This window comes from Bradyrhizobium sp. 61 (assembly GCF_023073075.1).
GTDB lineage: Bacteria > Pseudomonadota > Alphaproteobacteria > Rhizobiales > Xanthobacteraceae > Bradyrhizobium > Bradyrhizobium barranii.
This window is the reverse complement of record NZ_JADPIU010000068.1, coordinates 53,764-78,224: the sequence shown is the minus strand read 5'-3', so window position 1 is coordinate 78,224 and position 24,461 is coordinate 53,764. Positions and strand designations below refer to the sequence as shown.

20 protein-coding genes and 1 tRNA gene are annotated in these 24,461 nt (G+C 62.9%); 16 read left to right on the top strand and 5 right to left on the bottom strand.

Annotation, left to right across the window (positions count from 1 at the left end; translation table 11 throughout):
* Window positions 1–22: 22 nt before the first annotated feature.
* The 7 genes from IVB46_RS26345 (at window position 23) to IVB46_RS26315 (ending at window position 7,754) form a co-directional block, all read left to right on the top strand.
* Window positions 23–613, top strand: a complete 591-nt coding sequence (locus tag IVB46_RS26345; protein ID WP_247315382.1) for a glutathione S-transferase family protein — start codon at window positions 23–25, stop codon at window positions 611–613.
* Between the two features lie 30 nt (window positions 614–643).
* On the top strand, window positions 644–1,108 hold the full coding sequence (locus tag IVB46_RS26340) for a GNAT family N-acetyltransferase (RefSeq protein ID WP_063985523.1): 465 nt from the start codon (window positions 644–646) through the stop codon (window positions 1,106–1,108).
* A gap of 173 nt (window positions 1,109–1,281) precedes the next feature.
* Window positions 1,282–1,473 carry a hypothetical protein gene (locus tag IVB46_RS26335; protein WP_014492058.1) on the top strand — a complete coding sequence of 64 codons (192 nt, stop codon included), beginning with the start codon at window positions 1,282–1,284 and terminating at the stop codon, window positions 1,471–1,473.
* Window positions 1,474–1,552: 79 nt separating this feature from the next.
* Complete coding sequence (locus tag IVB46_RS26330) at window positions 1,553–2,725, top strand: phosphoserine transaminase (RefSeq protein WP_014492059.1); 1,173 nt, start codon at window positions 1,553–1,555, stop codon at window positions 2,723–2,725.
* 237 nt (window positions 2,726–2,962) lie between these two features.
* Window positions 2,963–4,552: a phosphoglycerate dehydrogenase gene (serA, locus tag IVB46_RS26325; RefSeq protein WP_063985521.1), complete on the top strand. Its 1,590-nt coding sequence runs from the start codon at window positions 2,963–2,965 to the stop codon at window positions 4,550–4,552.
* Window positions 4,553–4,753: 201 nt separating this feature from the next.
* On the top strand, window positions 4,754–5,926 hold the full coding sequence (locus IVB46_RS26320) for an acetyl-CoA C-acyltransferase (RefSeq protein WP_247343790.1): 1,173 nt from the start codon (window positions 4,754–4,756) through the stop codon (window positions 5,924–5,926).
* A 274-nt stretch (window positions 5,927–6,200) separates the two neighbouring features.
* Window positions 6,201–7,754, top strand: a complete 1,554-nt coding sequence (locus IVB46_RS26315; RefSeq protein WP_247315379.1) for an FAD-dependent monooxygenase — start codon at window positions 6,201–6,203, stop codon at window positions 7,752–7,754.
* 10 nt (window positions 7,755–7,764) lie between these two features.
* Here IVB46_RS26315 and IVB46_RS26310 read toward each other — a convergent pair whose 3' ends face one another.
* On the bottom strand, window positions 7,765–11,217 hold the full coding sequence (locus tag IVB46_RS26310) for a PAS domain-containing protein (protein ID WP_247343787.1): 3,453 nt from the start codon (window positions 11,215–11,217) through the stop codon (window positions 7,765–7,767).
* A 707-nt stretch (window positions 11,218–11,924) separates the two neighbouring features.
* Here IVB46_RS26310 and IVB46_RS26305 point away from each other — a divergent pair.
* The 7 genes from IVB46_RS26305 (at window position 11,925) to IVB46_RS26275 (ending at window position 19,695) form a co-directional block, all read left to right on the top strand.
* Complete coding sequence (locus IVB46_RS26305; RefSeq protein ID WP_063985516.1) at window positions 11,925–12,359, top strand: phasin; 435 nt, start codon at window positions 11,925–11,927, stop codon at window positions 12,357–12,359.
* 191 nt (window positions 12,360–12,550) lie between these two features.
* Window positions 12,551–12,627, top strand: a tRNA-His gene (locus IVB46_RS26300).
* Window positions 12,628–12,723: 96 nt separating this feature from the next.
* Window positions 12,724–13,533: a hypothetical protein gene (locus IVB46_RS26295; RefSeq protein WP_247343785.1), complete on the top strand. Its 810-nt coding sequence runs from the start codon at window positions 12,724–12,726 to the stop codon at window positions 13,531–13,533.
* Between the two features lie 1,030 nt (window positions 13,534–14,563).
* Complete coding sequence (locus tag IVB46_RS26290; RefSeq protein ID WP_144030685.1) at window positions 14,564–16,030, top strand: hypothetical protein; 1,467 nt, start codon at window positions 14,564–14,566, stop codon at window positions 16,028–16,030.
* Between the two features lie 450 nt (window positions 16,031–16,480).
* Window positions 16,481–18,022, top strand: coding sequence for a hypothetical protein (locus IVB46_RS26285; RefSeq protein WP_247315376.1), 1,542 nt, complete (start codon window positions 16,481–16,483; stop codon window positions 18,020–18,022).
* Between the two features lie 4 nt (window positions 18,023–18,026).
* Window positions 18,027–18,758, top strand: a complete 732-nt coding sequence (locus IVB46_RS26280; protein WP_247343782.1) for a hypothetical protein — start codon at window positions 18,027–18,029, stop codon at window positions 18,756–18,758.
* A 244-nt stretch (window positions 18,759–19,002) separates the two neighbouring features.
* Window positions 19,003–19,695, top strand: a complete 693-nt coding sequence (locus IVB46_RS26275) for a DUF4126 domain-containing protein (protein WP_247315372.1) — start codon at window positions 19,003–19,005, stop codon at window positions 19,693–19,695.
* Between the two features lie 20 nt (window positions 19,696–19,715).
* Here IVB46_RS26275 and IVB46_RS26270 read toward each other — a convergent pair whose 3' ends face one another.
* Entirely contained in the window at window positions 19,716–20,660 is a 945-nt protein-coding gene (locus IVB46_RS26270; RefSeq protein WP_247315369.1) for an AEC family transporter, read from the bottom strand.
* 472 nt (window positions 20,661–21,132) lie between these two features.
* Between IVB46_RS26270 and IVB46_RS26265 the strand changes: the two genes are divergently transcribed.
* Window positions 21,133–21,468 carry a hypothetical protein gene (locus tag IVB46_RS26265; protein ID WP_247315366.1) on the top strand — a complete coding sequence of 112 codons (336 nt, stop codon included), beginning with the start codon at window positions 21,133–21,135 and terminating at the stop codon, window positions 21,466–21,468.
* 435 nt (window positions 21,469–21,903) lie between these two features.
* The gene (locus IVB46_RS26260) at window positions 21,904–22,581 is read left to right on the top strand and encodes a ParA family protein (protein ID WP_028150667.1); all 678 of its coding nucleotides are present in this window, start codon (window positions 21,904–21,906) and stop codon (window positions 22,579–22,581) included.
* Between the two features lie 75 nt (window positions 22,582–22,656).
* Here the strand turns inward: IVB46_RS26260 and IVB46_RS26255 are convergent, their stop codons facing one another.
* The 3 genes from IVB46_RS26255 to IVB46_RS26245 all read right to left on the bottom strand — a co-directional run bounded on the left by IVB46_RS26255 (window position 22,657) and on the right by IVB46_RS26245 (window position 24,362).
* Window positions 22,657–22,803, bottom strand: coding sequence for a hypothetical protein (locus IVB46_RS26255; protein WP_014492080.1), 147 nt, complete (start codon window positions 22,801–22,803; stop codon window positions 22,657–22,659).
* Between the two features lie 342 nt (window positions 22,804–23,145).
* Complete coding sequence (locus IVB46_RS26250) at window positions 23,146–23,316, bottom strand: hypothetical protein (protein WP_247315363.1); 171 nt, start codon at window positions 23,314–23,316, stop codon at window positions 23,146–23,148.
* Window positions 23,317–23,453: 137 nt separating this feature from the next.
* On the bottom strand, window positions 23,454–24,362 hold the full coding sequence (locus IVB46_RS26245) for a 4-hydroxy-tetrahydrodipicolinate synthase (RefSeq protein ID WP_247315362.1): 909 nt from the start codon (window positions 24,360–24,362) through the stop codon (window positions 23,454–23,456).
* Window positions 24,363–24,461: the final 99 nt, after the last annotated feature.

Here is a 24,461-nt window from a genome sequence, read left to right as displayed (position 1 = left end):
CGCTAGACGCGGAGCGGCAGCGATGAAGATCTACGGCGATACCAACTCCGGAAATTGTCTGAAGGTGAAGTGGGTCTGCGACAAGCTCGCGCTGCCTTACCAATGGATCGAGATCGACACCCGCAAGGGCGAGACGCGCACGCCGCAATTCCTGAAAATGAACGGCGCCGGCCAGGTGCCCACCGTCGCCTTCGACGACGGCCGCACGCTGGCGCAGTCCAATGCCATCATCCGCTACCTCGCCCGCGACAGCGCGCTCGTTCCGCGCGATGCCTTCACTGCGGCCAAGATGGACGAATGGCTGTTCTGGGAACAGTACAGCCACGAGCCCTATATCGCGGTGTGCCGCTTCCAGTTGGTCTATCTCGGCAAGGACGTATCCGAGCTCGACCCTGACAAGGTCAAGCGCGGCTATGCGGCGCTCGACCGCATGGAGCAGCATCTTGCGGCAAGCCGCTTCTTCGCCGGCGAGGAAGTTTCGCTCGCCGACGTCTCGCTGCTCGCCTATACCCGCCTCGCGCATGAAGGTGGCTTCGATCTCGGCCGCCATGCCGCCATCTGCCGCTGGATCGGCGAGGCCGAAGCCTGGCTCGGCCTTCCACCGGCGCGCTGAGAGTCGCGCTGATTCTTGGAGTTTCCCGACATGAACGAGAAGTCCGTCTCCATCCGTCCCGCGCGCCGCGAGGACGTTGCGGCGATCGTCGCCATGCTTGCCGACGATCATCTCGGGCGTGCCCGCGAGCGCGTCGAGGATCCGCTGCCTGAGTCCTATTACCAGGCGTTCGAGCGGGTCGCGCGCGATCAAAATCTCACGCTCGTGGTGGCAGAGAGCGAGGGCAGGGTGGTCGGCTGCCTGCAACTCGCGATCTTGCCGGGCATCAGCACGCAAGGCGGCATCCGCGGTCTGCTCGAAGATGTCCGCGTTGCTTCCGATTGTCGCAGCCGCGGCATCGGCGAGCAGCTGGTGCAATGGGCGGTCGCGGAAGCGAAAGCGCGCGGCTGCAATCTGGTCGAACTGCTGACGCATCAGACGCGAACAGATGCGCAGCGCTTCTACAAGCGGCTCGGGTTCGCTGCGAGTCACGTCGGCATGACTGTCCGCTTTTGACGCAGCTCGTCGCGAGCCTTGCACGATCAGCAAATTCGGATCGCGCATTCGTTCATATTAAGAGCCGGTAAACTACCCAGCCGTCGTTCACGTTGAGCTGGGAACGAACGGTGCTACGGCAGCGTCAGACACCGGGCTCGGTCGGTTCGGGGATTTCGATGACAAGCTATTCCATGATCAAGGTCGGCAACGATTACGTCGTGCAGGCCAATGACAAATGCATTTTGAAAGTCGGCAGCCGCCGTCGTGCCGCGCAATTGATCAGCGATGCCACGGACTTGCTGAACGCGCTTGCCGTGGTCGAATCCCCCAAGATTGCGCCGGAAGCGCCTTCACTCCAGCGTGAGACGCCGGAACTTCCTTGACGACTCTTCCCGTTTCCCGTATCAGCCGCGGCGGGACACCTCCCCCCAACGGGAGGCTTACTATCTGGAAGGGTAGATCATGACTGTAGCGAAGCCCGCTTCGCGGCCGAACGTGCCGCATTTCTCCTCCGGCCCCTGCGCCAAGCGCCCCGGCTGGAACGCCCAAAATCTCAAGGACGCAGCGCTCGGCCGTTCGCATCGCGCGAAGGTCGGCAAGACCAAGCTTAAGCTCGCGATCGATCTGACGCGCGAAGTGCTTGAAGTACCCGCCGATTATCGCATCGGCATCGTTCCCGCGTCCGACACCGGCGCGGTCGAGATGGCGCTGTGGTCGCTGCTCGGTGCGCGGCCCGTCACCACGCTCGCCTGGGAATCCTTCGGCGAGGGCTGGGTCAGCGACATCGTCAAGGAATTGAAGCTCAAGGACGTCACCAAGCTCAACGCGGCCTATGGTGAAATCCCCGACCTCTCCAAGGTCGATCCGAAGTCCGACGTCGTCTTCACCTGGAACGGCACCACGTCAGGCGTGCGCGTGCCGAACGCTGACTGGATCAGCGCGACCCGCGAAGGCCTGACCATTTGCGACGCGACCTCGGCCGCGTTCGCGCAGCCGCTCGACTGGGCCAAGCTCGACGTCGTCACCTTCTCCTGGCAGAAGGCGCTCGGCGGTGAAGCCGCGCACGGCATGCTGATCCTGTCGCCCCGCGCGGTGGAGCGGCTCGAGACCTACAAGCCGGCCTGGCCGCTGCCGAAGATCTTCCGCATGACCAAGGGCGGCAAGATCAACGAAGGCATCTTCGTCGGCGAGACCATCAACACGCCGTCGATGCTGTGTGTCGAGGACTATCTCGATGCGCTGAACTGGGCCAAATCGATCGGCGGCCTCAAGGCGCTGATCGCGCGCGCCGACGCCAACACCAAGGTGCTGGCCGACTGGAAGGCGAAGACGCCCTGGATCGACTTCCTGGCCAAGGACGCCGCGATCCGCTCCAACACCTCGGTGTGCCTGAAGTTCACCGATCCCGCGATCACCTCGCTCTCCGAGGACGCGCAGGCCGACTTCTCCAAGAAACTGGTCGCGCTGGTCGAGAAGGAAGGCGCGGGCTACGACTTCGCCTACTACCGCGATGCGCCGGCCGGCCTGCGCATCTGGTGCGGCGCCACCGTCGAGGCCAAGGACGTCGAGCTCTTGACCCAGTGGATCGACTGGGCCTTCGCCGAGACCAAGGCACAGCTCGCCAAGGCAGCTTAGTTTTTTCACCTCTCCCCGTTCTTACGGGGAGAGGTCGGATCGCGCCTGGCGATGCGAAGCATCGTCCAGCAGCAATCCGGGTGAGGGGCTCTCTCCGCTTGCACCTTCGCCTGTGGCTGCCGCTCACCCCAACCCTCGCCCCGTAAGAACGGGGAGAGGGGGAAGACAAAGCTTCTTCACTCAATTCCGGCCGTCGCAGGCCGATCCTCCCGTTAGGGAAGGCGAAGGATCATCCCCATGACCAAACCCAAAGTTCTCATTTCCGACGCGCTCTCTCCCGCTGCCGTGCAGATCTTCAAGGATCGCGGTGTCGAGGTCGACTTCCAGCCCAACCTCGGCAAGGACAAGGACAAGCTTGCCGAGATCATCGGCAATTACGACGGTCTCGCCATCCGCTCCGCGACCAAGGCGACCGCAAAAATCCTCGAGAAGGCGACCAACCTCAAGGTGATCGGCCGCGCCGGTATCGGCGTCGACAATGTCGAGATTCCAGCCGCCACGGCCAAGGGCATCATCGTGATGAACACGCCGTTCGGCAATTCGATCACGACCGCCGAGCACGCCATCACGCTGATGCTGGCGCTCGCCCGCGAGATCCCGCAGGCCGACGCTTCGACCCAGGCCGGCAAGTGGGAGAAGAACCGCTTCATGGGCGTCGAGATCACCGGCAAGGTGCTCGGTGTCGTCGGTTGCGGCAACATCGGCTCGATCGTCGCCGACCGCGCGCTCGGCCTGCGCATGAAGGTCGTCGCCTTCGATCCGTTCCTGTCGCCGGAGCGCGCCAAGGACATCGGTGTCGAGAAGGTCGAGCTCGACGACCTCTTGAAGCGCGCCGACTTCATCACGCTGCACACCCCGCTCACCGAGAAGACCAAGAACATCATCGACGCATCCGCGATCGCCAAGATGAAGAAGGGCGTGCGCCTGATCAACTGCGCCCGCGGCGGCCTCGTCGACGAGCAGGCGGTGGTCGATGCGCTGAATTCCAAGCACATTGCGGGTGCTGCCTTCGACGTCTTCGTCGAGGAGCCCGCGAACGCGAACGTGCTGTTCGGCCATCCCAACGTGATCTGCACGCCGCATCTCGGCGCCTCCACCACGGAAGCGCAGGAGAACGTCGCGCTCCAGGTCGCCGAGCAGATGTCGGATTACCTGCTCACCGGCGCGATCTCGAATGCCGTCAACTTCCCGTCGATCACGGCGGAAGAAGCGCCGAAGCTGAAGCCGTTCATCTCGCTCGCCGAGAAGCTCGGCTCGTTCGCCGGCCAGCTGACTGAATCCGGCATCCTCAAGGTGCAGATCACCTATGAGGGCCACGTCGCCGAGATGAAGATCAAGGCGATCACCTCGGCCGTGCTGTCGGGCCTGCTGCGGCCGATGCTGGGCGAGGTCAACGTGGTGTCCGCCCCCGTCGTCGCCAAGGAGCGCGGCATGGTGGTGGACGAGATCGTGCGCGCCGCCCAGAGCGACTATGAGAGCCTGATTACCGTCACGGTGGCGACGGAGCGCCAGGAGCGCTCGGTCTCCGGCACCGTGTATCATGACGGCAAGCCGCGCCTCGTCGACGTCAAGGGCATCCGCGTCGACGCCGAGTTCGGCAAGTCGATGATCTACGTGACCAACGAGGACAAGCCGGGCTTCATCGGCAAGTTCGCGAGCCTGCTGGGTGACGCCAAGATCAACATCGCGACCTTCCATCTCGGCCGCGTCGCGCCGGGCTCCGATGCCATCGCGCTGATCGAGGTCGACGGCGTCGTGCCGCCCGATCTGCTCGCCAAGGTGCAGGCCCTGCCGCAGGTCAAGCAGGTCAAGGCACTGACGTTCTGAGGCGCTCGCGCGCCACGGAATGACGGCCATCATATATTCCGACCTGCGGAACAAACACGCCGCCCTCCCGAGAGGGCGGCGTTTTTGTTGATGCTGCGGCCCGCTTTATTTCTCCCAAGCCAGTCGAACTTTGTGTACCAATGGCGCCCAAGAACGCCTCGTACCAACGCCTCCGTACCAATGTTCGAAAGGGAGAAAACAATGCGTGAAGCCGTCATCGTTTCCTATGCACGCACGGGCCTCGCCAAGTCCGGCCGCGGCGGGTTCAACATCACGCCGCCGATGTCGCTTGCGGCCCACGCCATCCACCACGCGGTCGACCGCGCCGGCGTCGAGAAGGACTATGTCGAGGACTGCTATCTCGGCAATTGCGCCCATGGCGCGCCGAACATCGGCCGTCAGGCCGCGCTGCTCGCGGGCCTGCCGACGACCACGGCCGGCGTCTCCGTGAACCGCTTCTGCTCCTCGGGCCTGCAGACCATCGCGATGGCCGCCAACTCGATCCGCTCCGACGGCGCCGACTGCATCGTTGCCGGCGGCGCCGAGAGCATCTCGATTCCGGGCGGCGGCTCGCCGAAGGAATCGATCGATCCGGAGCTGCTCAAGGTCGCGCCCGATATCTTCATGGCGATGATCGACACCGCCGACATCGTCGCCGAGCGCTACAAGCTCAGCCGCGAATACCAGGACGAGTTCTCGCTGGAATCGCAGCGCCGCATGGCCGCGGCCCAGCAGGCGAACAAGTTCAAGGACGAGATCGTCCCGATGAAGACTAGGATGAAGGTCGTCGACAAGGCGACCAAGGCGGAATCGATCGTCGACTACGTCGTCGATCGCGATGAATGCAATCGCCCTGAAACCACGCTGGAAGGATTGGCAAAACTCGAGCCGGTGAAGGGCCCTGGTAAGTTCGTCACCGCCGGCAATGCCAGCCAGCTCTCGGACGGCGCCGCCGCGGTGGTGCTGATGGAAGCCAAGGACGCCGAGAAGCGCGGCCTCAAGCCGCTCGGCCGGTTCGTCGCCTGGGCGACGGCCGGCTGCGAGCCCGACGAGATGGGCATCGGCCCGGTGTTCGCGATCCCGAAGCTGCTGAAGCGCACCGGCCTGAAGATCGACGACATCGATATTTGGGAGCTCAACGAGGCCTTCGCCAGCCAGTGCCTCTACTCGCGCGACAAGCTCGGCATCGATCCCGCCAAGTACAACGTCAATGGCGGCTCGATCGCGATCGGCCATCCCTTCGGCATGACCGGCGCGCGTCTCACCGGCCACATCCTCCAGGAAGGTGCGCGCCGCAAGGCCAAGTGGGGCGTCGTGACCATGTGCATCGGCGGCGGCCAGGGCGGCGCCGGCCTGTTCGAGATCTACAGCTGAGCCAAATGCCCGGAATGTGAAAGGCACGGCGCCGCAAGCGCCGTGCCTTTTTCGTTGCGGATAGATTGCCACGAAACTATACAGCTCGTGTCGGAAAAGGCAGATTTGGTCTGGTAAGCCCAAATCCTTTCGGTAACGAAAGCTCTGGTCTTTGGCCTTGTGCACGAGATCCCCGCGACGAACATCGGACGCCACCAGGGCGCCCAATCGTTCGTCCGTGTGATTCTCAAGCCCAGGGAACGCTCCGGTCGAACATCGACCTCAGGAGCGTCCCATGCACGATCAATCTTCGAATCCATACGACGTCGTCATTGCCGGTGCCGGTCCCGTCGGCCTGTTTCTCGCGTGCGAGTTGCGGCTCGCTGGTCTCCAGGTTCTGGTGCTGGAGCAATCGCAAGATTCGCATTCGGCCCTGAAGCAACTCCCGTTTGGCCTGCGCGGTCTTTCGATCCCCACACTCGAGGCCTTTCACCGGCGCGGCCTGCTGGAACAGATCGTGGCCGCGCAGCAGCTTGCCTCAGGCGCGATCAAGAGCTCAGCCCACTGGATGCAGCAGACGCGACGGCCCGCGGGTCATTTCGCCGGCATCCAGTTCTATCAGGACAACATCGATGTCGCGAAGTGGTCCTGGCGTCTGCCAACGTCGGCCGATGCCAACCTCGCCGTCGATATGGAAACGCTCGAATCCGTTCTGGCTGCGCGCGCATGCAGCATGGGCGTCGAGATCCGGCGCGGTTTTGGCGTGAATGCCGTTGTCGCCTCGAGCGAAGACGTGACAGTGCAGGCGGCCGGCGAGACCTTCCGGGCACGCTGGCTTGTCGGATGCGACGGCGCCCGCAGCACGGTACGCAAGACTGGCGGCTTTGACTTCGTCGGCACCGACCCCGAGTTCACGGGCTATTCCATCGATGTCGAGCTGGCCGATCCGGACATGCTTCGTCACGGCCGCAACTACACGCTCGCCGGCATGTATACCTATGCGCAGCCCGGGACGATCGCGATGGTCGATTTCGACGGCGGAGCTTTCCACCGGACCGAGCCGATCACGCGCGAGCATGTGCAGAGCGTCCTGCGTCGCGTCTCCTGCACCGACGTCACCGTCACGACGCTTCGGCTCGCCGCCACCTGGACGGATCGGGCCCATCAGGCAACCACGTATCGCAGAGGGCGGGTGCTCCTCGCGGGCGATGCTGCTCACATCCATTCGCCGCTGGGCGGCCAGGGCCTCAATCTCGGTCTCGGCGATGCGATGAACCTGGGCTGGAAACTGGCGGCGACGATCCGCAGGCAAGCACCGGCCGATCTCCTCGACAGCTATTCGCGCGAGCGGCATCCTGTGGGCGCGCAAATCCTCGACTGGTCGCGCGCGCAGGTCGCGATCATGCGGCCGACACCGAGCACCCGCGCGCTCCAAGCCATCATTCGCGATCTCATCGAGACGCGGGACGGTGCGACCTATTTCGCCGAGCGCGTGCGCGGCGTTTCGCTCCGCTACGATCTCGGTGGCAGCCATCCGCTGATGGGACGGAGCGCGCCGGATTTCGAGTTGCGCGACGGGACGACGGTTGGAGAACGCCTCAGGACAGCAAGGGGGATATTGCTGGACTTCGACGCTCGCGCACCGTTTCAAGCGATTGCAAGCCGCTGGGGTGGCCGGATCGATTATGTCGCGGATGAGCCTAAGGATCGGCTGGGCCTGAGCGCCGTGCTGGTGCGCCCCGATGGCATTGTCGCCTGGGCCAGTGACGGTGTACCCGACCATGAGGAGGCCGCTCAGGCCGCGTCGCGATGGTTCGGCGATTCCACAGCGGCGCGCGAATGTCCCTGAGCGCCGTCGCTTAAGCTTTCGCCACCACCGGCGCGAACACCACCTCGATCAGCGTGCCGGAATTGGCCGCGCTCTTGATGTTGAACCTGGCGCGGTTGGCTTCGACCAGGGCCTTGGTCAATGACAGGCTCAGCGCCGAGCTGTCCGCGGCATCGCCGGGCGGTGGCGTGCGGAACGGCTCCATCGCGGCGGCGACCTCTCGCTCGCTTAGGCCGTGGCCGGTGTCGCGGATGCGCAGGGCGATTTCGCCGCGGTCGGTGAGCGCGGTCGAGACGATGACCTGGCCGCCGGCGCTGGCGAGCCGGATCGAGTTCGAGATCAGGTTCATGGTGATCTGCCGCATCGCGCGCGCGTCCGCGCTCACCTGCGGCAGCGCATGCCCGAGCGAGGTGCGGATGATGATGCGCTCGCGGTTGGCCTGCGGCTGCATCACCGTGACGCAGGCTTCGACGAGATCGTTGAGGTTGAGGTTGGCGAAATTGAGATCGAGCTTGCCGGTCTCGATGCGCGACAGCTCCAGGAGATCGTCGATGATGGTGATGACGCGCTCGCCGGAGGCGCGGATGTCCTTCATGTATTCGCCGTAGCGCTCGTTGCCGAGCGTGCCGAAGCGCTCGGAGATCATCACCTCGGCGAAGCCGATGATGGCGTTGAGCGGCGTGCGGATCTCGTGGCTGATCCGCGCCAGCATGTCGGCCTTGGCATTCGCCGCGCCGTCGGCGAGACGGCGGGCGTTCTTGAGCTCGCTCTCGCCCTTCTTGTTCTGCGAGAGGTCGCGGAACACGGCGAAGAAGTTCGGGCCGTCGGGCCTGGTGCGGCCCATGATCATGGCGAGCGGAATGACGCCGCCCTTCTTCTCGCGCCCCAGCACCTCGCGGCCGTGGTCGAGCAGGCTCGCGATGTCCTGGCTCTTGAGGCTCTCGAGATAGTCGACCACGATTTGCTGGCTCTCCGGCGCGAACAGCGTCACCAGGTTCCGCTGCATCAGCGCTTCGCCGTCATAGCCGAACAGCGCTTCCGCGCTGCGGTTGCAGGCGTGGATGTTGCCTTCGGCATCGAACATGACGATGCCCTCGGCGGTGGTGTCGAGGATCGCGGCGAGATCCTGGGCGTCGGCATCGCCGGCCTCGGGCTCGAGTTCGGGCGCGTAGGGGAAGGATTCCGCGACGACGGATTCGACGACGACAGGCGGCGCGATGACGGGCGCGGCAACGACGGGCGCCGCTTGCGGCAGCGCGCAGATCAGCGCATGCGCGCTCGCGCCGTCCCAGTCGATCGTATGCAGATGCGCCTCGGTGGTCGGAAGCGGCTCTTGGCCGTTCGCCACCGTCGCGCTGATCGTCACCGGCGTGCCTGCTTGCGACGTGCTGCTCGCCGACGATACGCCGGGCTCGACGTAGAGCGCATCGAGCCCGCCGGCATCCTCGAGCGCGCCCAGGCTGGAATAGCCCATGCGCGCGAGGAAGGCGGGGTTGGCGTAGAGCAGCCGATCGAGCCGGTAGATCAAAATGCCCGTCGGCAGCAGATCGAGCAGCGCGCGGTCGCGCATGCTGTGGCCCTGCGCGGGCGGCGCGGGTTCGGTCAGCCATTCGGCCGGCACGTGCGGCGCCTCGGGCTCCGGCATCGGAGGTTCGGGCGTGGTGTCCGTCGGCGGCTCGGCCGTGACGGCAGCGATGGTCTCGCGTTCGCGTTCGAGTCGCTCGGACAATTGTCGGGCAAGCTCGTTGAACGCGCTGTTCTCGACCGGAGTCAGCGTCGGCGATCGCGCATCGCCGGGCGGGCGGAACGGCACGACATTGGGAGGCGTTTCCACTGATGTTTCCGGATCGGTTGGGTGTGAATTCGCGTCGGCTACGGGTTCGGGCAGTTCGGGTTCAGGTGTTGGCTCAGGCTCGGGCTCAGGCTCAGGTGCGGGCGGCTCGCTCGGCGGAGGCGACGCCTCCGCCACGGGCTCCGGCTCGGGATCGAGTTCGACGACGTCGGCGGAGAGGCCGTGCTGTGCGGGCGGCGCGGCGAACAGCTCAAAGCGCCTGAGCGCATCGAGCCGGTTCAGTCCGTCGAGATCGCGACAGACGCCAAAGCCCCTGAAGCCCGCGAAATTGCGTTCGCGGTCGTAGACCGGCAGGCCCGCGAGTTCGACCGGCAGATGCTCGCCGCCATCGGCCGGCCAGTTCACGGTGATCCCGGCCCAGGTGTCGTGGCTTGCAAGCGCCTGCGCCACGCGGCCGTCAGGATCGAGCGCAAATTCATCGGCAATCTCGCGCCAGGGGCGGCCGAAGCCGGCGGCGGTGTGCGCACCGATCAGGTGGATGAACTCGTCTGAGCCGAGCACAAAGCGCCCCTCCGCATCCACCTGCCACAGGAAGCGCAGCGGATGCTGGCGCGGTGCGGACGGCTCCGCTGGCGGCGGTTCGACCATGTGTGAGGTGATCGGCGCGGCCTGCGGCGACACAATGGCCTCTCGCGGGTTTTCAACCGGAGTTTTGGGCGCGGCGTCGACCGCTTCGCTGACAGTTTCCTGGACAGGCGCTTCGGCCACCTCCGGGATCGTGACGACCTCGGGCATCGCGTCGCTCGCGGCGTGCGCGTCCACGATCGTCGCTGATGGCGAGGCGGTCTCAGTCGGAGCCGGCGTTTCGACCGGCTCGGCGAAGGCATCGAACAGCGCGATTCCGGATGCAGCCTGGTTCGACTGCGCAGGCTGCGCATGGTCCGGCGCCGCGGCCGGAGGGACCGGCGGCGGAGCGTCGGGCGCGGGCTGAGCGGCTTGTTCGCGCGCGACGGTCTCTTCGGCAGCGGGCGCCGCCTGCCGGGCGGCCGGCTCGATCAGCGCGACCAGGCCGACATCGGCGCCGACGCCGACCCGTTGCAGCACCATCTGGCCGATGCCGATCGGCGTCTCGGCGCGGCCTTTCGCCAGCGCATCGCTGCGGGCCTGGTCGAGGCCGGCATCGCCGAGATCGCGGAAGCCGAGCAGGGAGCGGGCGGCTTCGCTGGCGCCGACGAACAGGCCGTCGGGCGCGAATGCCGCCATCGGCACCCTGGCGCCCTCGACGAGACGATGCAGGCGCTCGACCAGCGGCATGGAGCGCAGCGTCGGATCCATCGCGGTGACGAGCACGCCGGAGCTTCCATCGGCGAAGTCGAGACGTGTGCAGGCGCAGGTCATCAGCATGCCCAAGCGGGCGCCGAAGCCGTGCAGCCGTTCGAGCCTGATCGCGCCGTTCGGCGCCAGCCGGCGCGCGAGCCGGGCGACCTGGCGGCGATGGCTGTCGGCCGGGCCGAAGGTCCTGTCCGCAAGCGCTGTGGCATTAGCCGCGCCGAACAGCCTTGCGCCGACCGGATTGGCCCAGAGCACGCGCGTGCCGTCGATCGACCAGAGCCAGGCGGGCAACGGAGAGGTCGCGTGCACGGCCAGCCGGGGATCGCCCACGCCTCGCAACTGGAAATCCGAACTCGTCATCCGACCGGCTTCAAGTCTCGCTTGTCAGCATCAGGGTGCAAGGCTGCCGGAATGACAGCCTTAAGAAAGGGTTAGTATCGCGCGCAGGCGCAGGCAGGTCCACGGCTCCGGTCTACACGGGCAAGCCTAAAGCCGCGATAACCTTAATGTAGCCGCCCCCGCAAGCCGCAGCCCGGCGGCATCCGCAGGATTCGCGGGCGGGGCAGCCCAGCGAAATGCGCCAGATCGTCAGCGGCATCACAGCTGCCCATCCTCCCCTGGAGGGGGAGGATCGGTTCGCATGCAGCGAAGCGCAATGCGAACCGAGGTGGGCTGACAGCCTCTCCGCAGATGCGGTGCCCGAGTGGAGAGATCACCCCACCCCGCTCGCGCTGCGCGCGATCGACCCCCGAGCGAGCTCCGCTCGTCTCGACCCCTCCAGGGGAGGGCAGCCGCCGTCACCAAATTTCCGGCACCCGACTACCTCAACCCAGGGTTCCCTCATGCGGAACCCTCATCCTGGCCGCGATTAAATTTCGCGGCGCAGCCCGGATCACGTTTGCGTTGCACAATGTTGACATCTTAGGCAGCGATAGTGATGGGCGCTGGGCGAGCCATCCTTTTGTATCGCGTTCCAGTGTTCGTTCCCGCTGAATTTGAGGCCTAGGTCGGGGCCGGCGGGCGCGCCAGAAGGCTCACTCCATTTTTTCTTTATCGTGAGGGACATCATGACAGGTGCGACTGATCCGTTTTCTGCCTCGATCATTCCGTTCGAGGTTCCCGAGCAGATGCGTGCGTTCGCCGAAAAGGGCGTGTCGCAGGCCCGCGAGAGCTACGCCAAGTTCAAGGACGCGGCCGAGACCCACAACGGCACCGTCGAGGCCGTGTTCACCTCCGCCAACAAGGGCGCGAGCGAGTACACCGCCAAGCTGGTGGAGTTCATGAAGGCCAACACCAGCGCCCAGCTGGACTTCGCCCAGCAGCTGTTCGGCCTCAAGTCGCCGGCGGAAGCGCTGGAGCTGTGGACCGGCCACACCCGCACCCAGCTCGAGACCTTCCAGTCCCAGGCCAAGGAGCTGGCCGAGCTGACCCAGCGCGTCGCGGCCGAGACCGTCGAGCCGATCAAGGCCTCTGCCTCGAAGTTCTACAAGCCCGCCGCCTGATTAGGCCGGCTGGTTTAAATTAAGAAACCTGGGCCTAGAGCCCGGGTTTTGCTTTGGAAATAACCTCGTCCGAAGGGCGATTCTCGGGTTTTGCGGCCTTGCCAAAAACGCCCGTTGCACCTAGTTTCCGCCCCGTCCAGCCCCCCTTAGGTCGACGGCCCGTCCAGGCGCCCAAGGCGGCTCGCAAGGATGCAGTTGTAGCTCAGTTGGTTAGAGCGCCTGTCTGTGGAACAGGAGGTCGGTGGTTCGAGCCCACCCAACTGTACCAAGATTGCGGATAACACCGCGTTCCCAGCATCTTACTGATAGACCAGCAGGATTTGCGCCGCCTAAAATACAAAAGGCTGCACAAATGGCGTTGCGAATGGTCGCGTTGAATCGAGCCGCAGATGGTCGGTGGTTCGCCCGTAAGGGCATCCCCGAGGACGTACGCGAGGACTACCAACGGCTCTATGGGCACAAGCGCGAGGCGCACCTCAAGCTTCCGGCCGGTACGCCTAAGCACGAAGCCAAGGCCCGCCTCGGAGAGTGGGAGGCCGAGGTCGAAACCCGCATCGCGACCCTGCGAGCCCAAAGGAATGGCGAGGGTCAACCACTCACCAAGCTCAACGCAATCGCGCTTGCGGGCCGTTGGTACAACTGGTTCGTGAAGCAGCACGAGGCCGATCCAGGGAAGCCAAAGTACTGGCGGGACTTCAGCGATCACGTCGTGTGGAATGTGATCCGCCCAGAGGCGCCTGACGAGTACGAAGAGGATCCAGGGTCCGACCCTCACGCAGATTGGCAATATGACGCAGAGGTGCGGGAAGCCGTGAGGCCGCAGATTGCCGAATTGGCGCGGGTCGCAACCTTCCTCGCCAACGAGGGGAAGGCGTTGAACCTTACCGCGCATGCGCTGTTCGTGGACGCTGTCAGCGACAATCTGTTGCCCGCAATCCAGCTATTGGAGAAGCGCGCGAATGGCGACTACGCCAGTGACGAGAGGCCCGATACCTTCCCGCCGTTCGCAGACGGGGCGCCGCGCTCGCCCAGTGTGAGTTGCTGGGAGCTTTTTGAGGCTTTCGTGCTTGCAACAAAGCCGGCGCCGAAGACGGTGACCCGTTGGCGGGCCGTTTTCCTTGAGATGCAGCGAGAGTGGTCCCTCCGACCTAGCTCCGAAAGGCCTAGCATGTAGAACGCCGGGCGCACGTTTTAAGGCCGCTAGACCCCTTCCGCCCTCGGCGAAATCATCACCGATACGAGTTTCGAAACGTGTATCCGGGTTGTGGTGGATCAGTTGCTGACCTTGATTGCTGATGATGATCGAAGTGTGCTCAATTGAATACGCGCTTTGCCATTTCATCGAATGGGACAGCAGTGCTCGCTTGAAGAGCATCGCCGCCAGTCACATCTCATAGGAATCGGGGATCGTTGGCCCGGCACACTGGCAACGCACCCACCGGCCCTCATTGAAGGTCGCGTGCGTCCAATAAGAGCGAGTACGGGCTGCGTTCGAGCACCGCTCGACACAGTACCTCTACGCAAACGCAACGGCACGAGCCGTCGAGGGAGACCTTGGCGGCTTTTGCGTGTGGCAGGCCTCCTGTGATTGACAGTTGAGCGAACCCGTGTCGACCCTTCGGCGCTGTCTGTGGGAACAGGAGGTCGGTGGTTCGAGCCCACCCAACTGTACCACCGTTGCGGATAAGTCCGCTTTCCCAGCAACTTACTGATAGGCCTGATGTATTTGCGCCGCCTGAAATACAAAAGGCGCTACAAGTGGCATTGCGGATGGTTGAGTTAGTTCGAGCGAAGGGTGGCGGCTTTATCGCTCGAAAAGGTATCCCGGCCGATGTGCGCGACGACTATGAGCGCTTGTATGGGGTGCGCTGGGAAGCTCAGCTTCGGATACCGAGCGGGACGCCAATCCCCTTTGCGAAGTCACAGCACGGCGAGTGGTTAGCTGAGATTGAGACCCGTATCGCCGCATTACGTGCGCATAGGAATGGCGAAGGCCAGCCTCTCACCCGTCTTAACGCTATAGCGCTCGCTGGGCGCTGGTACGTTTGGTTCGTCAAGCAGCACGAGGCCAATCCCGGTCCCGCGAAGTGTGGAAGGTCATCTACCCCGAGGCGCCCGACAGCTACCACGAAGACCCTTATATGGACAGCTTTGCAACCTGGTTGTAACTTTCCAAAGGTTGACGTTCGGAGGAACGGTGGACGGTGGCAGACACGCCCCTAAACGACGCTCCGAAGTTGAACGATAGCAAATCCGCATCGTTCTCCACTCGCCTGCGTCTTCGCCTTGGGAAACTCGGCGCGATCATTGCGTCCGTTGCTGCGGTTGGTGCTGTGGTCGGCGGGCTCGCGGGCTACTGGCACGCATGGGACATTTTGCACAGCCACGTCGGCAGGGATACGACCACGACCACGACTGCCGCGTCCACCGGTCTGATCGTCTCGAAGGGGCCTTCAGTAGCTGTATTGCCTGTTTCGAGCCCCATTGCCGCGCCGGGGCTTGGTTCGTTTGCCGACAGGGTAACCCAACAACTTGCATCCTCCCTCGGGAGGTTCAGCACTTTGCGAGTGATACCGCGCGCAACCGCTGCAAACTTTCTAAAGGAAGGTGATGATGCCATCAAAGCGGCCCGGAAGGCGCAAGTCGACTATCTGGTGAGCGGTGAGGTTCACCCATTGGGCGGCGGTGCTCGCGCGAATATCCACGTTTCGGACCTGCGCACTGGTACAGAGATTTGGTCGAAGTCCTTCGATGCGAATGCCGAAGGCGTGCAAACGGAAACGTCCGCGTACGAAATTGGCGACGCCGCCGCCGTGCAGATTGGTGGCTACCCCGGCGCAATTATGAACGCAGATTACTCGCAATCCCAGAACAAGCCGGTCTTCGAACTCAGTCCATATGAATGTATTGTTCATGCGGTAGTCGGGTCTGTACGTGGATTGTCATCCGCAATTCTGAAAGCGTTAGAGTGCTCCAAGCGACTTACCGAGCGACAGCCGAATAACGCATTCGCGTGGTCAGCACGCGCCACTGTTCTTTTTAACCAAAGAAGCATGGGGATCGGTCTACCTTCCGACCAAATTCAACACACCGATAAGCGTCTGTATTTGAACGAGGAAATCTTACGGGGCGCGACACGGGCCGTTGAGCTTGCACCCGACGATGCGTTCGCTCAAAGAACCTACGCTCTGGCGATGAGTACCAAATGTCAAATCCACCTGTACCGACAAGAATTGGAAAAGGCCCTCGCGCTCAATTCCAACGATGCGCGAACCCTCTCAGGAGGTATGTGGCTCGCCTTCATGGGGGACTGGGATGACGGGACCGCAATGGCCGAAAAGGCCATTCGCTTGGCGGGTCCCAATGCCTCGTTTGCTTGGTGGTTAGCGCCCGCAAAGCGACACTGGTGGAAAGGCGAATATCAACAGGCGCTTGAGGATTTCCGGCACGCCTACCTTGAGGGTTTTTGGCTCAGTCATCTCGATCAGGCGTACGCGCTGCCGTTTCTCGGTCGGTTCGACGAGGCCAAGGCGGAGGTCGGAAAGCTGCTGAAATTGCGCCCAGATTTCACCATTCGCGAGGCCGACAGTTATTATCGAATGTTCTGCTTTCAGCCCGAATACATCGAGAAGATGAACAGCGCGCTACGGCAGGCAGGGCTGCCAGAATAGAGAAGAAGCTCTGGGAGCCGGCGCACAGCAGGCAAGTGCCTTCCCTATTAGATGGTCGTGAAGCCTCAGTGCCATTCGTGCTCCGGCTACGTCGAGCTTCTCAAGAATACAAAAACACGCTACAAAAGCCGATCTTTGGCGAGCAAAAAAGCTAGGTTTATCAAAGACAAAGTTGAGCGGCGGCAGTACCCACCCAACTGTACCAATAGTCCCTTGGCCGGCCCGACATCGTAACTCAGTGTGGTTCTCGGCCGCGCCCAGTAGGTCGATTTGGCCTCTGGCTCCTTTCGCTACCTTTCCTTGCCAACCAGCCACCCATCAACCAGTATTGCGGTCTTCCTCAATCGAGAGGAAAAAGGCGATCATTCCAAGGTGGCAAGACATTCGGCCGCTCTGAATTTGTTCTCTATGGCCTCAAGCCCCTCGATATCGAAGTAGGGCTTCTTATTGATGCAAGTTTACTTTAGCCACAGCTACCGCGACGTTGCGGTCAACGGGTACTTCATCGACAAGTTCGCGAACGAGGATCTCCCGTTACGAGCGGACCAAAAGACTGACATCTGGTGCGTCGCGAAACTTGAACGCTACCTCTCCGAGATGAGGGGCTTCATCTCGGTCATTCCCTGTCGACCCACCGACGCGGACCTAGGTGGTTACTCACCTTACATCGGTAGGGAGCTGGACCTCGCCCGTCGCGCGCGTGTCCCTCGCCTGCTCTTCGTCGATGAACGGGTCCTTCGTCACCATCAACTCGAATTTCCTGAGGATGCCGTTTCATTCAAGGCTGATGAGCCGGCGGAGGCTGCAGGCCAACATGACGAGGCTATAAGAGCATTTAGGCTTGCGCTTGAAACCACAGTGAGACCTGAGCGGCAATTATCCAAAGAAGCAATTGTGGTTGCGGCGGGCACTGGGACGCTGAGGGACGCGGCTCGAGACGTAGTTGAGATACTCCGGCGACATAATTTCCGCGTTACGCCGTTGATCGGCAAGTTCAATGATCGAGGTCTTGATGACATCCGCCTTCTCGAAGCGATCTGGCGTTCGGAGCTTTGCATATTCCTACTTGGCGAGAGGTTATCCGACACTCACTTGGCGCTGGCACTTGCGCACGCCCATTGCATACCTTCGATTCGCTTGCAGCACTCTCCAACCGCGGATCAATGTGCACCGACCATTTCCGGTACGATTCACTGGCGGGATCGCGGAGAGATGCTGGTAGAACTCGAGCGTCAGGTATCTAGCTATCGCGAGGGGCTCGTGCGGCCTGTCGAGATCGCCCAAGGATTAGGCGCAACCGATGCCGCTCGTGCCATTGGAACGATGCGCTGGCGCCATCGTCCTGAAAACCTCTGGGATGTCGACGACGGTGGGGCGATCTTGTCACATGTCCGTCCGGATCTAGCCTTCATCCAAGACGAGGTAAACCGCGCTCGCCGTGCATATGGAGCTTCCTTTGCCAATGCGCGTGGGCGTGAGGCGATGATGCAAATCTGCCGGCACATATACGATGGAATCCGTCGCCACCGGTTTGGATTTGAACTCGAGCCAAAAGGTCCAGAACCCAGCGTTCAGATCGTGCGAAGTCCTTTGCAGATCGAGACTCACCGCACAGCAAACTGCTTAGACTTGGCATGCCTTTTCGCGAGTTTAATCGAGGCCGCTGGCCAAGCGCCAATCATCGTCATCGTGGACGGTGATGGCTTTGCGCATGCTTTGGTTGGGGCGCGTGGCTTCAGCGAGCCCGCATGGCGCAACTCCCAACTCGGGGATCTCCGCCGTGCGTTGAGCCTTGGAGATGCGTTGTTCTTTGAGCCGACAGGTGCAGTCGAGGCGGACGCTCCTGTGGCAGACGAACTTGAACAAGATCGTTGCGACAAGCTTCTCGACTTTGCAACGGCAAGGCTGGCGGCGGAGCGGACGATTAAGAGAGACGATATCCGCGTTCGGCACGTTGTGGACATTCTGTATCTTAGGCAACGGCAGAGTTAGAAAAATGGCGAGCCCCGTAAAGACGTACCAAACTGAAATGCATACGAATCTCGGGTTCTTCGCGACTTGGTTGCCGGGGGATCCGATTGATATCGGCGATGTAGGCACCATGGTCGACGGACGTTTCCGGCGGCTCTCGTCACTGGCCGAGATCGACGTTGTTTGCGAAGCAAGTGATCCAGGTCCTGCACAAAGCGTGCAATATACCTCGGCAAGAGGCACAAAGGTGGAAACCAAGGCGGCGGCAGACTTGGTAGGCGTTGCCAATGCCGAGGTCGCGATTAATTTCTCGACCGAAGGTGCATTTGTATTTCATGCAAGCGGTTTACGAGCACGCCAACTCAAGAACTTGCCGGCTATAGAGAGAGGCGTTCTCAAGGCCTACGAGAAGGGCAAGTGGCAAAAGGATTGGTTCATCATAGACGCGGGTCAAGAATCAAGCTGCACCACGATCATTGTCTCTCAAGATACGGCGGCGAGCCTTGTGCTTACAGCGAAGCTTGCGGGGGGCTTAGCCGCGCTTTCTCTGGCTGATCCAAAGCTGGGCCTGCGCATCTCCGCAAGTAGCGGCAAGTTACTGCACGTTGTCGGCGGGCGATCTCTCAAACCACTCTATTCTTGTCTGAGAGTTCAGAGTCGTCTTTTTGGACCCGCTTCGCTCAAGCCGGTCCTGGGAGGAACAGATCATTCGTCAGGATTTGAACGTGCGAGTCTAGGTGATCTCGTCGAACACTGAAGGTTAGCGTTCCGCTCATCCTTGTCGAAGGTTGGCGACTCCATGTCCCGTAGCAATGATAGTTCGCGTCGCAGCAGAGGACTCCGGTCGAACGCAACGCGACTGCCGGCGTCGCCAACAGCTTGAGCGTGCCCATCACTGCGATGCTGCGCGCCTTTGAACTCGAAGCGGAAGAAATGCGCAGAGTGATCGGCTGCGGCAACATTTCTGGCTTGGTTTGATCATCCTCGGCGATGTAGCCTGATTGCGCGTTGCGATCTGCGTCGATGGCCGTTCTCATCCAAATGACCTCGGCCGCATCACGTCTAACCTTCGAGGAAATTCGAGCGCAACAATCGTTGGAGATCTCATGTCGAACTCCGATCTCGCGTTGTCGATTGTGCTCGGTGTCGGTCTTGCGGCCGCGACGGGCTTCCGGGTGTTCCTGCCGATGCTGGTTGCCAGCGTGGCCGCTTACTCGGGTTCGCTTCCTTTGGGCGACGGTTTCGCATGGCTTGGAACACCTGCTGCAATGCTCATGCTTGGCGTGGCCTCGCTCCTGGAGGTTGGTGCGTATTTCATTCCCGGCGTGGACAATTTGCTCGATGTCATCGCCGCGCCTGTCGCCGTGATCGCCGGAGCCATCCTGTCGGCGGCGACCATGGCAGATCTTCCACCGATGATGAAATGGACGGCCGCCATCGTCGCGGGTGGCGGCGCGGCCGGCATCGTGCATGGCGTCACCGCGGCCGTGCGGGCCAAATCGACAGTCCTGACGGCTGGCCTCGGCAACTCAACCGTTGCGACCGCCGAACTGGGCGGTGCACTCCTCGTATCGCTTCTTGCCCTGGCTGCGCCGGTTGCCGCCTTCGTGCTCGTCGTTCTGATGCTCTGGCTGGCGATACGTTTGATCCTGCGCTTGCGGAGGTCAGCTCCTCGCACGGATCAACCGGGATGACCGCGTGACTGCTCGTGCGGCTACCTCACCCCCGCCACGATCACCACCACCACCGGCAGCGTCACCGCCGCCAGCAGCGTCCCCAGCGCCACCGCCCCCGACACCGGGTTCACCAGCCGTTGATACTGCGCCGCGAAGATGTAGGCGTTCGCGCCGGTCGGCATCGCCGCGAACAGCACGATCACGCCGGCCGCGACCGGAGGCAAACCGAGCAGCTTTGCCAGCACGAACGCCACCGCCGGCATCGCCAGCAGCTTGAGCGCGCTCATCGCGGCGACGCTCAGCATCTCGCCTTTGACCTCGAACCGAAACAGATTGATGCCGAGCGCGATCAGCGCCGCCGGCGATCCCGCCTGCGCGAGCAACTCGATCGTTCGGTCGACGACGGGATTGAGGCCGAGGCCGGTAAAACGCCAGACCACGCCGAGGCCGATTCCCAGCATGAGCGGATTGCGCGCGAGATCCGCGAGCACTGGGCGGACGACCGACAGAACCGAGCCCGTCCGCTTGCGGCTGACAAGCTCCATCTGGAGGATGCCGCAGAGCCAGAGCAGCGGCGTGTTCACCGACAGGATCAGCGACATCGGGCCTGCGGCTTCGTTGCCGAGCGCTGAGAGCACGAGCGGAATGCCGAGCATCACGATGTTGCCGTAGACCGAGCCGATCGCGAACACGACGCCGTCCTCGCGGTCCTCGCGCCGTTCGCGCAAGCATGCCGAGATCGCCAGCGCCGCGATCCAGGTGATGGCGAGCGCGCCGTAATAGGCGCCCCACATCCGCCAGGGGCTGACATCGGGGAATTCCGACACGACGATGGTGCGGAACAGCAGCGCCGGGATTGCGATGCTGAAGGCGAATTCGGAGATGCCCTTGTGCGCGGTCTCGGAGACGAAGCGAAACAGCACCGACGCGTAGCCAGCCGCGATCAGGGCGAACACCGGCGCGACGATCAACACTGTGGCCATGCGCCCCTCATCTCACGGGGACATCACACGACCACCCCACGTTCTCGATCATGCCATCATGCCGCTGTTTTGCCCGACGAGTCAAATCGATTTCGTAAAATCCGTAGATGGCCGCCGTGGCCTGGCTACTGTGCATGGGGTTGTTTTCGCGTTTTTTTGTTGGACCGAAGCTGAAGCCGCGCGCGGACCCGATCTCGCCAGCCCTGCCAAAGGCTTAGCGGTAGTCTTTCCTCACACACAGCCGTCATCCCCCGCGGAAGCGGGGGATCCAGTACGCCGCAGCTCCTCGAGGGACTTCGGGCGTCTCTGGAATACTGGGTCACCCGCTTTCGCGGGTGACGACAGTGGAGAAGCCGGCAGGCCGACCGGCCTGTTGCCCGGAGCGCACAGGTGGCCGTTTTCGCTTTCGCCTCGTTGCCAACGAACGCCCGTTCACCCACTATTCCCTCTGACTCGACATGTGGGGGGATCGATGCCGGCGTTCCGATTTAAAAAATCCTTGGCTGCTGCGATCTCGGGCATTGCGCTCGCCGTCCTGGTCCATCCCGGCGCCGGCTTCGCCTACACGCAGGAGGAGCAGCAGGCCTGCTCGCCGGACGCGATGCGGCTGTGCGGCGAGTTCGTTCCGAACGTTGATGCCATCACCGCCTGCATGATCCAGAAGAAATCGCAGCTCTCGCCGCAGTGCAAAGTGTTCTTCCGCCAGGGACCCGAGCCCGGCGAGGCCCGCGCCGGCAAGCCGACGGCCAAGAAGAGCACCAAGCCTTCGCAGAAGGCGGCCAAGAAGAAGAAATCCAGCGAAGGCTGAGCGCGGCGGGGACCAGCGTTCTTTCTTTGAAGCTCGTCACGTCAGGGCACAGCGCGAAGCGTCTTCGCGTCGACGTCCCCTGCATGTGCGTTGCCGGCATCAGCTGCGCGCCAGCCTCCGGACTCCTTTTGTTCGCCCCCTCGTGCGGACGCCTGCGACAATTACCAGCGCGTTCGACGGAAAAGAGTCGCGAGAGGGTTTGCGCGGCGAGGTTGCATTCCGTTTTTTCCCGCGTTGCTGCCGAAAAGCGTGGGATTGCCGGCGTGAAGGGCGTTTCGTTGCGATTGGTATCCTGGTCGCGCGAAGCAGTGTGACTCAAAAGCCAACACGTCTTGTTATTTCGTGGCGCCGAGGCAACTGCCGGTAAATTTTTCTTTCCCGAATCAGCGCGGTGATTCATTTTCGTGATCTGGGGTCAATCTGGAGGCCAGAGGTATGAACGTAATTGTTTTTGCATCGCGTAAAGGCGGCTCGGGCAAGAGTACCCTGGCCGCACATCTCGCCGCGCAGATCAAGGCGAGCAAGCAGGTGATGCTCGTGGACGCGGATCCGCAGGGCTCGCTCACGCTGTGGCACAAGCTGCGTGGCACCAACGAGCCGCCGATCAAGGCTGCGGTGAACTCGGTCAGCGGCATCGTCTCTGCTGCCAAGCGCGACGGTTATGAATGGGTGTTGATCGACACGCCGCCGAATCTGTCGGCCGTCGTCGACGACGCGATCAAGAACGCGACCATGGTGGTCATTCCCGCACGTCCCGGCGTGTTCGACGTCAACGCGGTGCAGGAAACCATCCAGATGTGCCGCGCGGCGCGCAAGCCCTACGCGGTCGTGCTCAACGGTGCGCCGGCGCGCCGTGACGAGTCCGAAAGCCCGATCGTTACCATCGCCCGCGAGGCGCTGGCGAAATTCCGCGCGCCGGTGTGGGGCGGCCAGATCACCAACCGTTCGGATTTGCTGATGGCGCTCAGCCACGGCGAAGGCGCGCGCGAGTATCAGGCCGAGAGCCGCGCGGCCCAGGAAATCGCAAGGCTGTGGGCGGCGATCGAGCGTTCAGTGAAGGCTATTCGCGGCACGGCGTCGGCATCCGGCGCAATGCACAAGCAGGCGGCATAATTTTCATAAATCATTCCCCGGACGGAAAGCGCGCGGAAGTCCGCGCGTTTTGCGTTTTGGTCCGGTGGAGACGCGTTACGCCACCATCAGCATGTAGAACACGATGACCGGCGACAGCGTCAGGATCACCGACCAGATGCCGGCGGCCCAGAGAATGTCCTCGGTGGTAAAGCTCTGCTGTCCGGCGTCGTAATGCGACGCCACTTCATTCTGGATATTCACAAAACACCCCCGCGATTTCTTCGCTTATGGGCGCCAGTGATAGCCGCGATGTTTTAACATTCCGGGTCGCAATTTCGGGCGCATTCGAACACAGGTGCTACCACGGATTAACCATGCCGGCGCGGTGCGCGCGTTCGCGCGGGGTTAACTACGGGGCACGTTCTTACCCTCCCCTGGAGGGGGAGGGTCGCTACGCATTGCGCGAAGCGAAATGCGTAGCGGGGCGGGGTGACAGTCGCCCCGCATCGAACAGTGCCCGAGTGGAGAGATCACCCCACCCCGCTCGCGCTGCGCGCGATCGACCCTCCCCCTCCAGGGGAGGGTGAAGGACTCGCGCCGCCGCTAAACCCAGTTGCTGTATTTCCTTCTGATCTCGTCGATGTAGTCCGCGCGCGATTTCACCTCATCCGCGGTCAACCCGATATCGCGCCGCAGCCAGTCGGATAACTCGCTCGCATATGAAACACGTTCCCATGCCGCCTTCAGCGCATCGCGCCACTGACGAATGTCCATAGGTCGATCTCTTTTCAGGATTGAGATGTTGTGCTGCGTGACGAACACGCGTTGCGTTTGGACACGGCTCTGCCTTCCCTCTCCCGCACGGGGAGAAGGGGGTGGCGGCGTGCGTGTGAAGAGAGGAAGCGGAGGCGCTACGCGGCGACTTTCATCCGCCGCTCGATTTCGCGGTCGAGCGCGGCGGCGAGCTCGCTGCTCACTTCCACCATCGGCAGGCGCACTTCGGGGCTGTCGATCAGGCCGCACCGCCACAGCCAGTACTTCGCCGGCGCCGGGCTCGGCTCGGTGAACAACAGGCGCGTCAGCTCGGCGACCTCGTGCCAGCGCGCCTGCGCCGCGTCGTGGTTGCCTCGCTTCACCTCGGCATACACGGCCGCAAACGTCGCGGTCTCGACATGGGCGGACAGCACGATGCCGCCGTCGGCGCCGTCGGTGAGCGCCTCAAGGTAGTTCGCATCCTCGCCGGTGAGCACGCGAAAGTCCTTCGGCCTGTCGCGCAGGAGCGCGATGGATTGCTCCCGGTTCGCGCCGCAATCCTTCAGCCCGACGATGTTCCGATGCTCGGCAAGCCGCAGCAGCGTCTGGTTGGTGATGTTGACCGAGGTGCGATAGGGGATGTTGTAGAGCGCGATCGGCCACGCCGCGTGATCGGCAAGAGCTTCGAAATGAGCCAGGAGCCCGCGCTGCGAGGGCCGCACATAATAGGGGCTCGCGATCAGATAGCCGTCGATCGGCCAGTCCGCGGTCTCGTCGAGGCGTTCCTTCAGCCGCGAAGTGTCTGCGCCCGACAGTCCGAGGCAGATCGGCAGCGTGCGGCGCCCCGCCGCCATCTCGTCGCGCACGATGGCGACGAGGCGCTCGAGCTCAGCCGCGCGCAGCGTCATGCCTTCGCCTGAGGTCGCCCCCAGGATGAAGCCGTCGACGGCCTGCCCGCCATAGTGCCGCGTCAGCCGCCGCAGCGACCTCTCGTCGAGAGCGCCGTCGCGAAACGGCGTCACCAGCGGCAGCCAGAGTCCGTGCAAATGATCTTGTAGACCGGTCATGTTCCATCTCCTTCTCGGGAAAAAAACCTGAGACGGAGGGCACATGAAAAAACCCCGTCCAGGCGGCGGGGTTTCGGGATTTGCTTGCGATGACGAAGC

Coding starts and splice junctions, on each gene's coding strand:
- serA (WP_063985521.1), top strand. CDS start 2,963: ATGACCAAACCCAAAGTTCTCATTTCCGACGCGCTCTCTCCCGCTGCC.
- IVB46_RS26335 (WP_014492058.1), top strand. CDS start 1,282: ATGATCAAGGTCGGCAACGATTACGTCGTGCAGGCCAATGACAAATGC.
- IVB46_RS26245 (WP_247315362.1), bottom strand. CDS start 24,362: ATGACCGGTCTACAAGATCATTTGCACGGACTCTGGCTGCCGCTGGTG.
- IVB46_RS26310 (WP_247343787.1), bottom strand. CDS start 11,217: ATGACGAGTTCGGATTTCCAGTTGCGAGGCGTGGGCGATCCCCGGCTG.
- IVB46_RS26260 (WP_028150667.1), top strand. CDS start 21,904: ATGAACGTAATTGTTTTTGCATCGCGTAAAGGCGGCTCGGGCAAGAGT.
- IVB46_RS26295 (WP_247343785.1), top strand. CDS start 12,724: ATGGTCGCGTTGAATCGAGCCGCAGATGGTCGGTGGTTCGCCCGTAAG.
- IVB46_RS26330 (WP_014492059.1), top strand. CDS start 1,553: ATGACTGTAGCGAAGCCCGCTTCGCGGCCGAACGTGCCGCATTTCTCC.
- IVB46_RS26270 (WP_247315369.1), bottom strand. CDS start 20,660: ATGGCCACAGTGTTGATCGTCGCGCCGGTGTTCGCCCTGATCGCGGCT.
- IVB46_RS26320 (WP_247343790.1), top strand. CDS start 4,754: ATGCGTGAAGCCGTCATCGTTTCCTATGCACGCACGGGCCTCGCCAAG.
- IVB46_RS26315 (WP_247315379.1), top strand. CDS start 6,201: ATGCACGATCAATCTTCGAATCCATACGACGTCGTCATTGCCGGTGCC.
- IVB46_RS26250 (WP_247315363.1), bottom strand. CDS start 23,316: ATGGACATTCGTCAGTGGCGCGATGCGCTGAAGGCGGCATGGGAACGT.
- IVB46_RS26345 (WP_247315382.1), top strand. CDS start 23: ATGAAGATCTACGGCGATACCAACTCCGGAAATTGTCTGAAGGTGAAG.
- IVB46_RS26265 (WP_247315366.1), top strand. CDS start 21,133: ATGCCGGCGTTCCGATTTAAAAAATCCTTGGCTGCTGCGATCTCGGGC.
- IVB46_RS26340 (WP_063985523.1), top strand. CDS start 644: ATGAACGAGAAGTCCGTCTCCATCCGTCCCGCGCGCCGCGAGGACGTT.
- IVB46_RS26305 (WP_063985516.1), top strand. CDS start 11,925: ATGACAGGTGCGACTGATCCGTTTTCTGCCTCGATCATTCCGTTCGAG.
- IVB46_RS26285 (WP_247315376.1), top strand. CDS start 16,481: ATGCAAGTTTACTTTAGCCACAGCTACCGCGACGTTGCGGTCAACGGG.
- IVB46_RS26280 (WP_247343782.1), top strand. CDS start 18,027: ATGGCGAGCCCCGTAAAGACGTACCAAACTGAAATGCATACGAATCTC.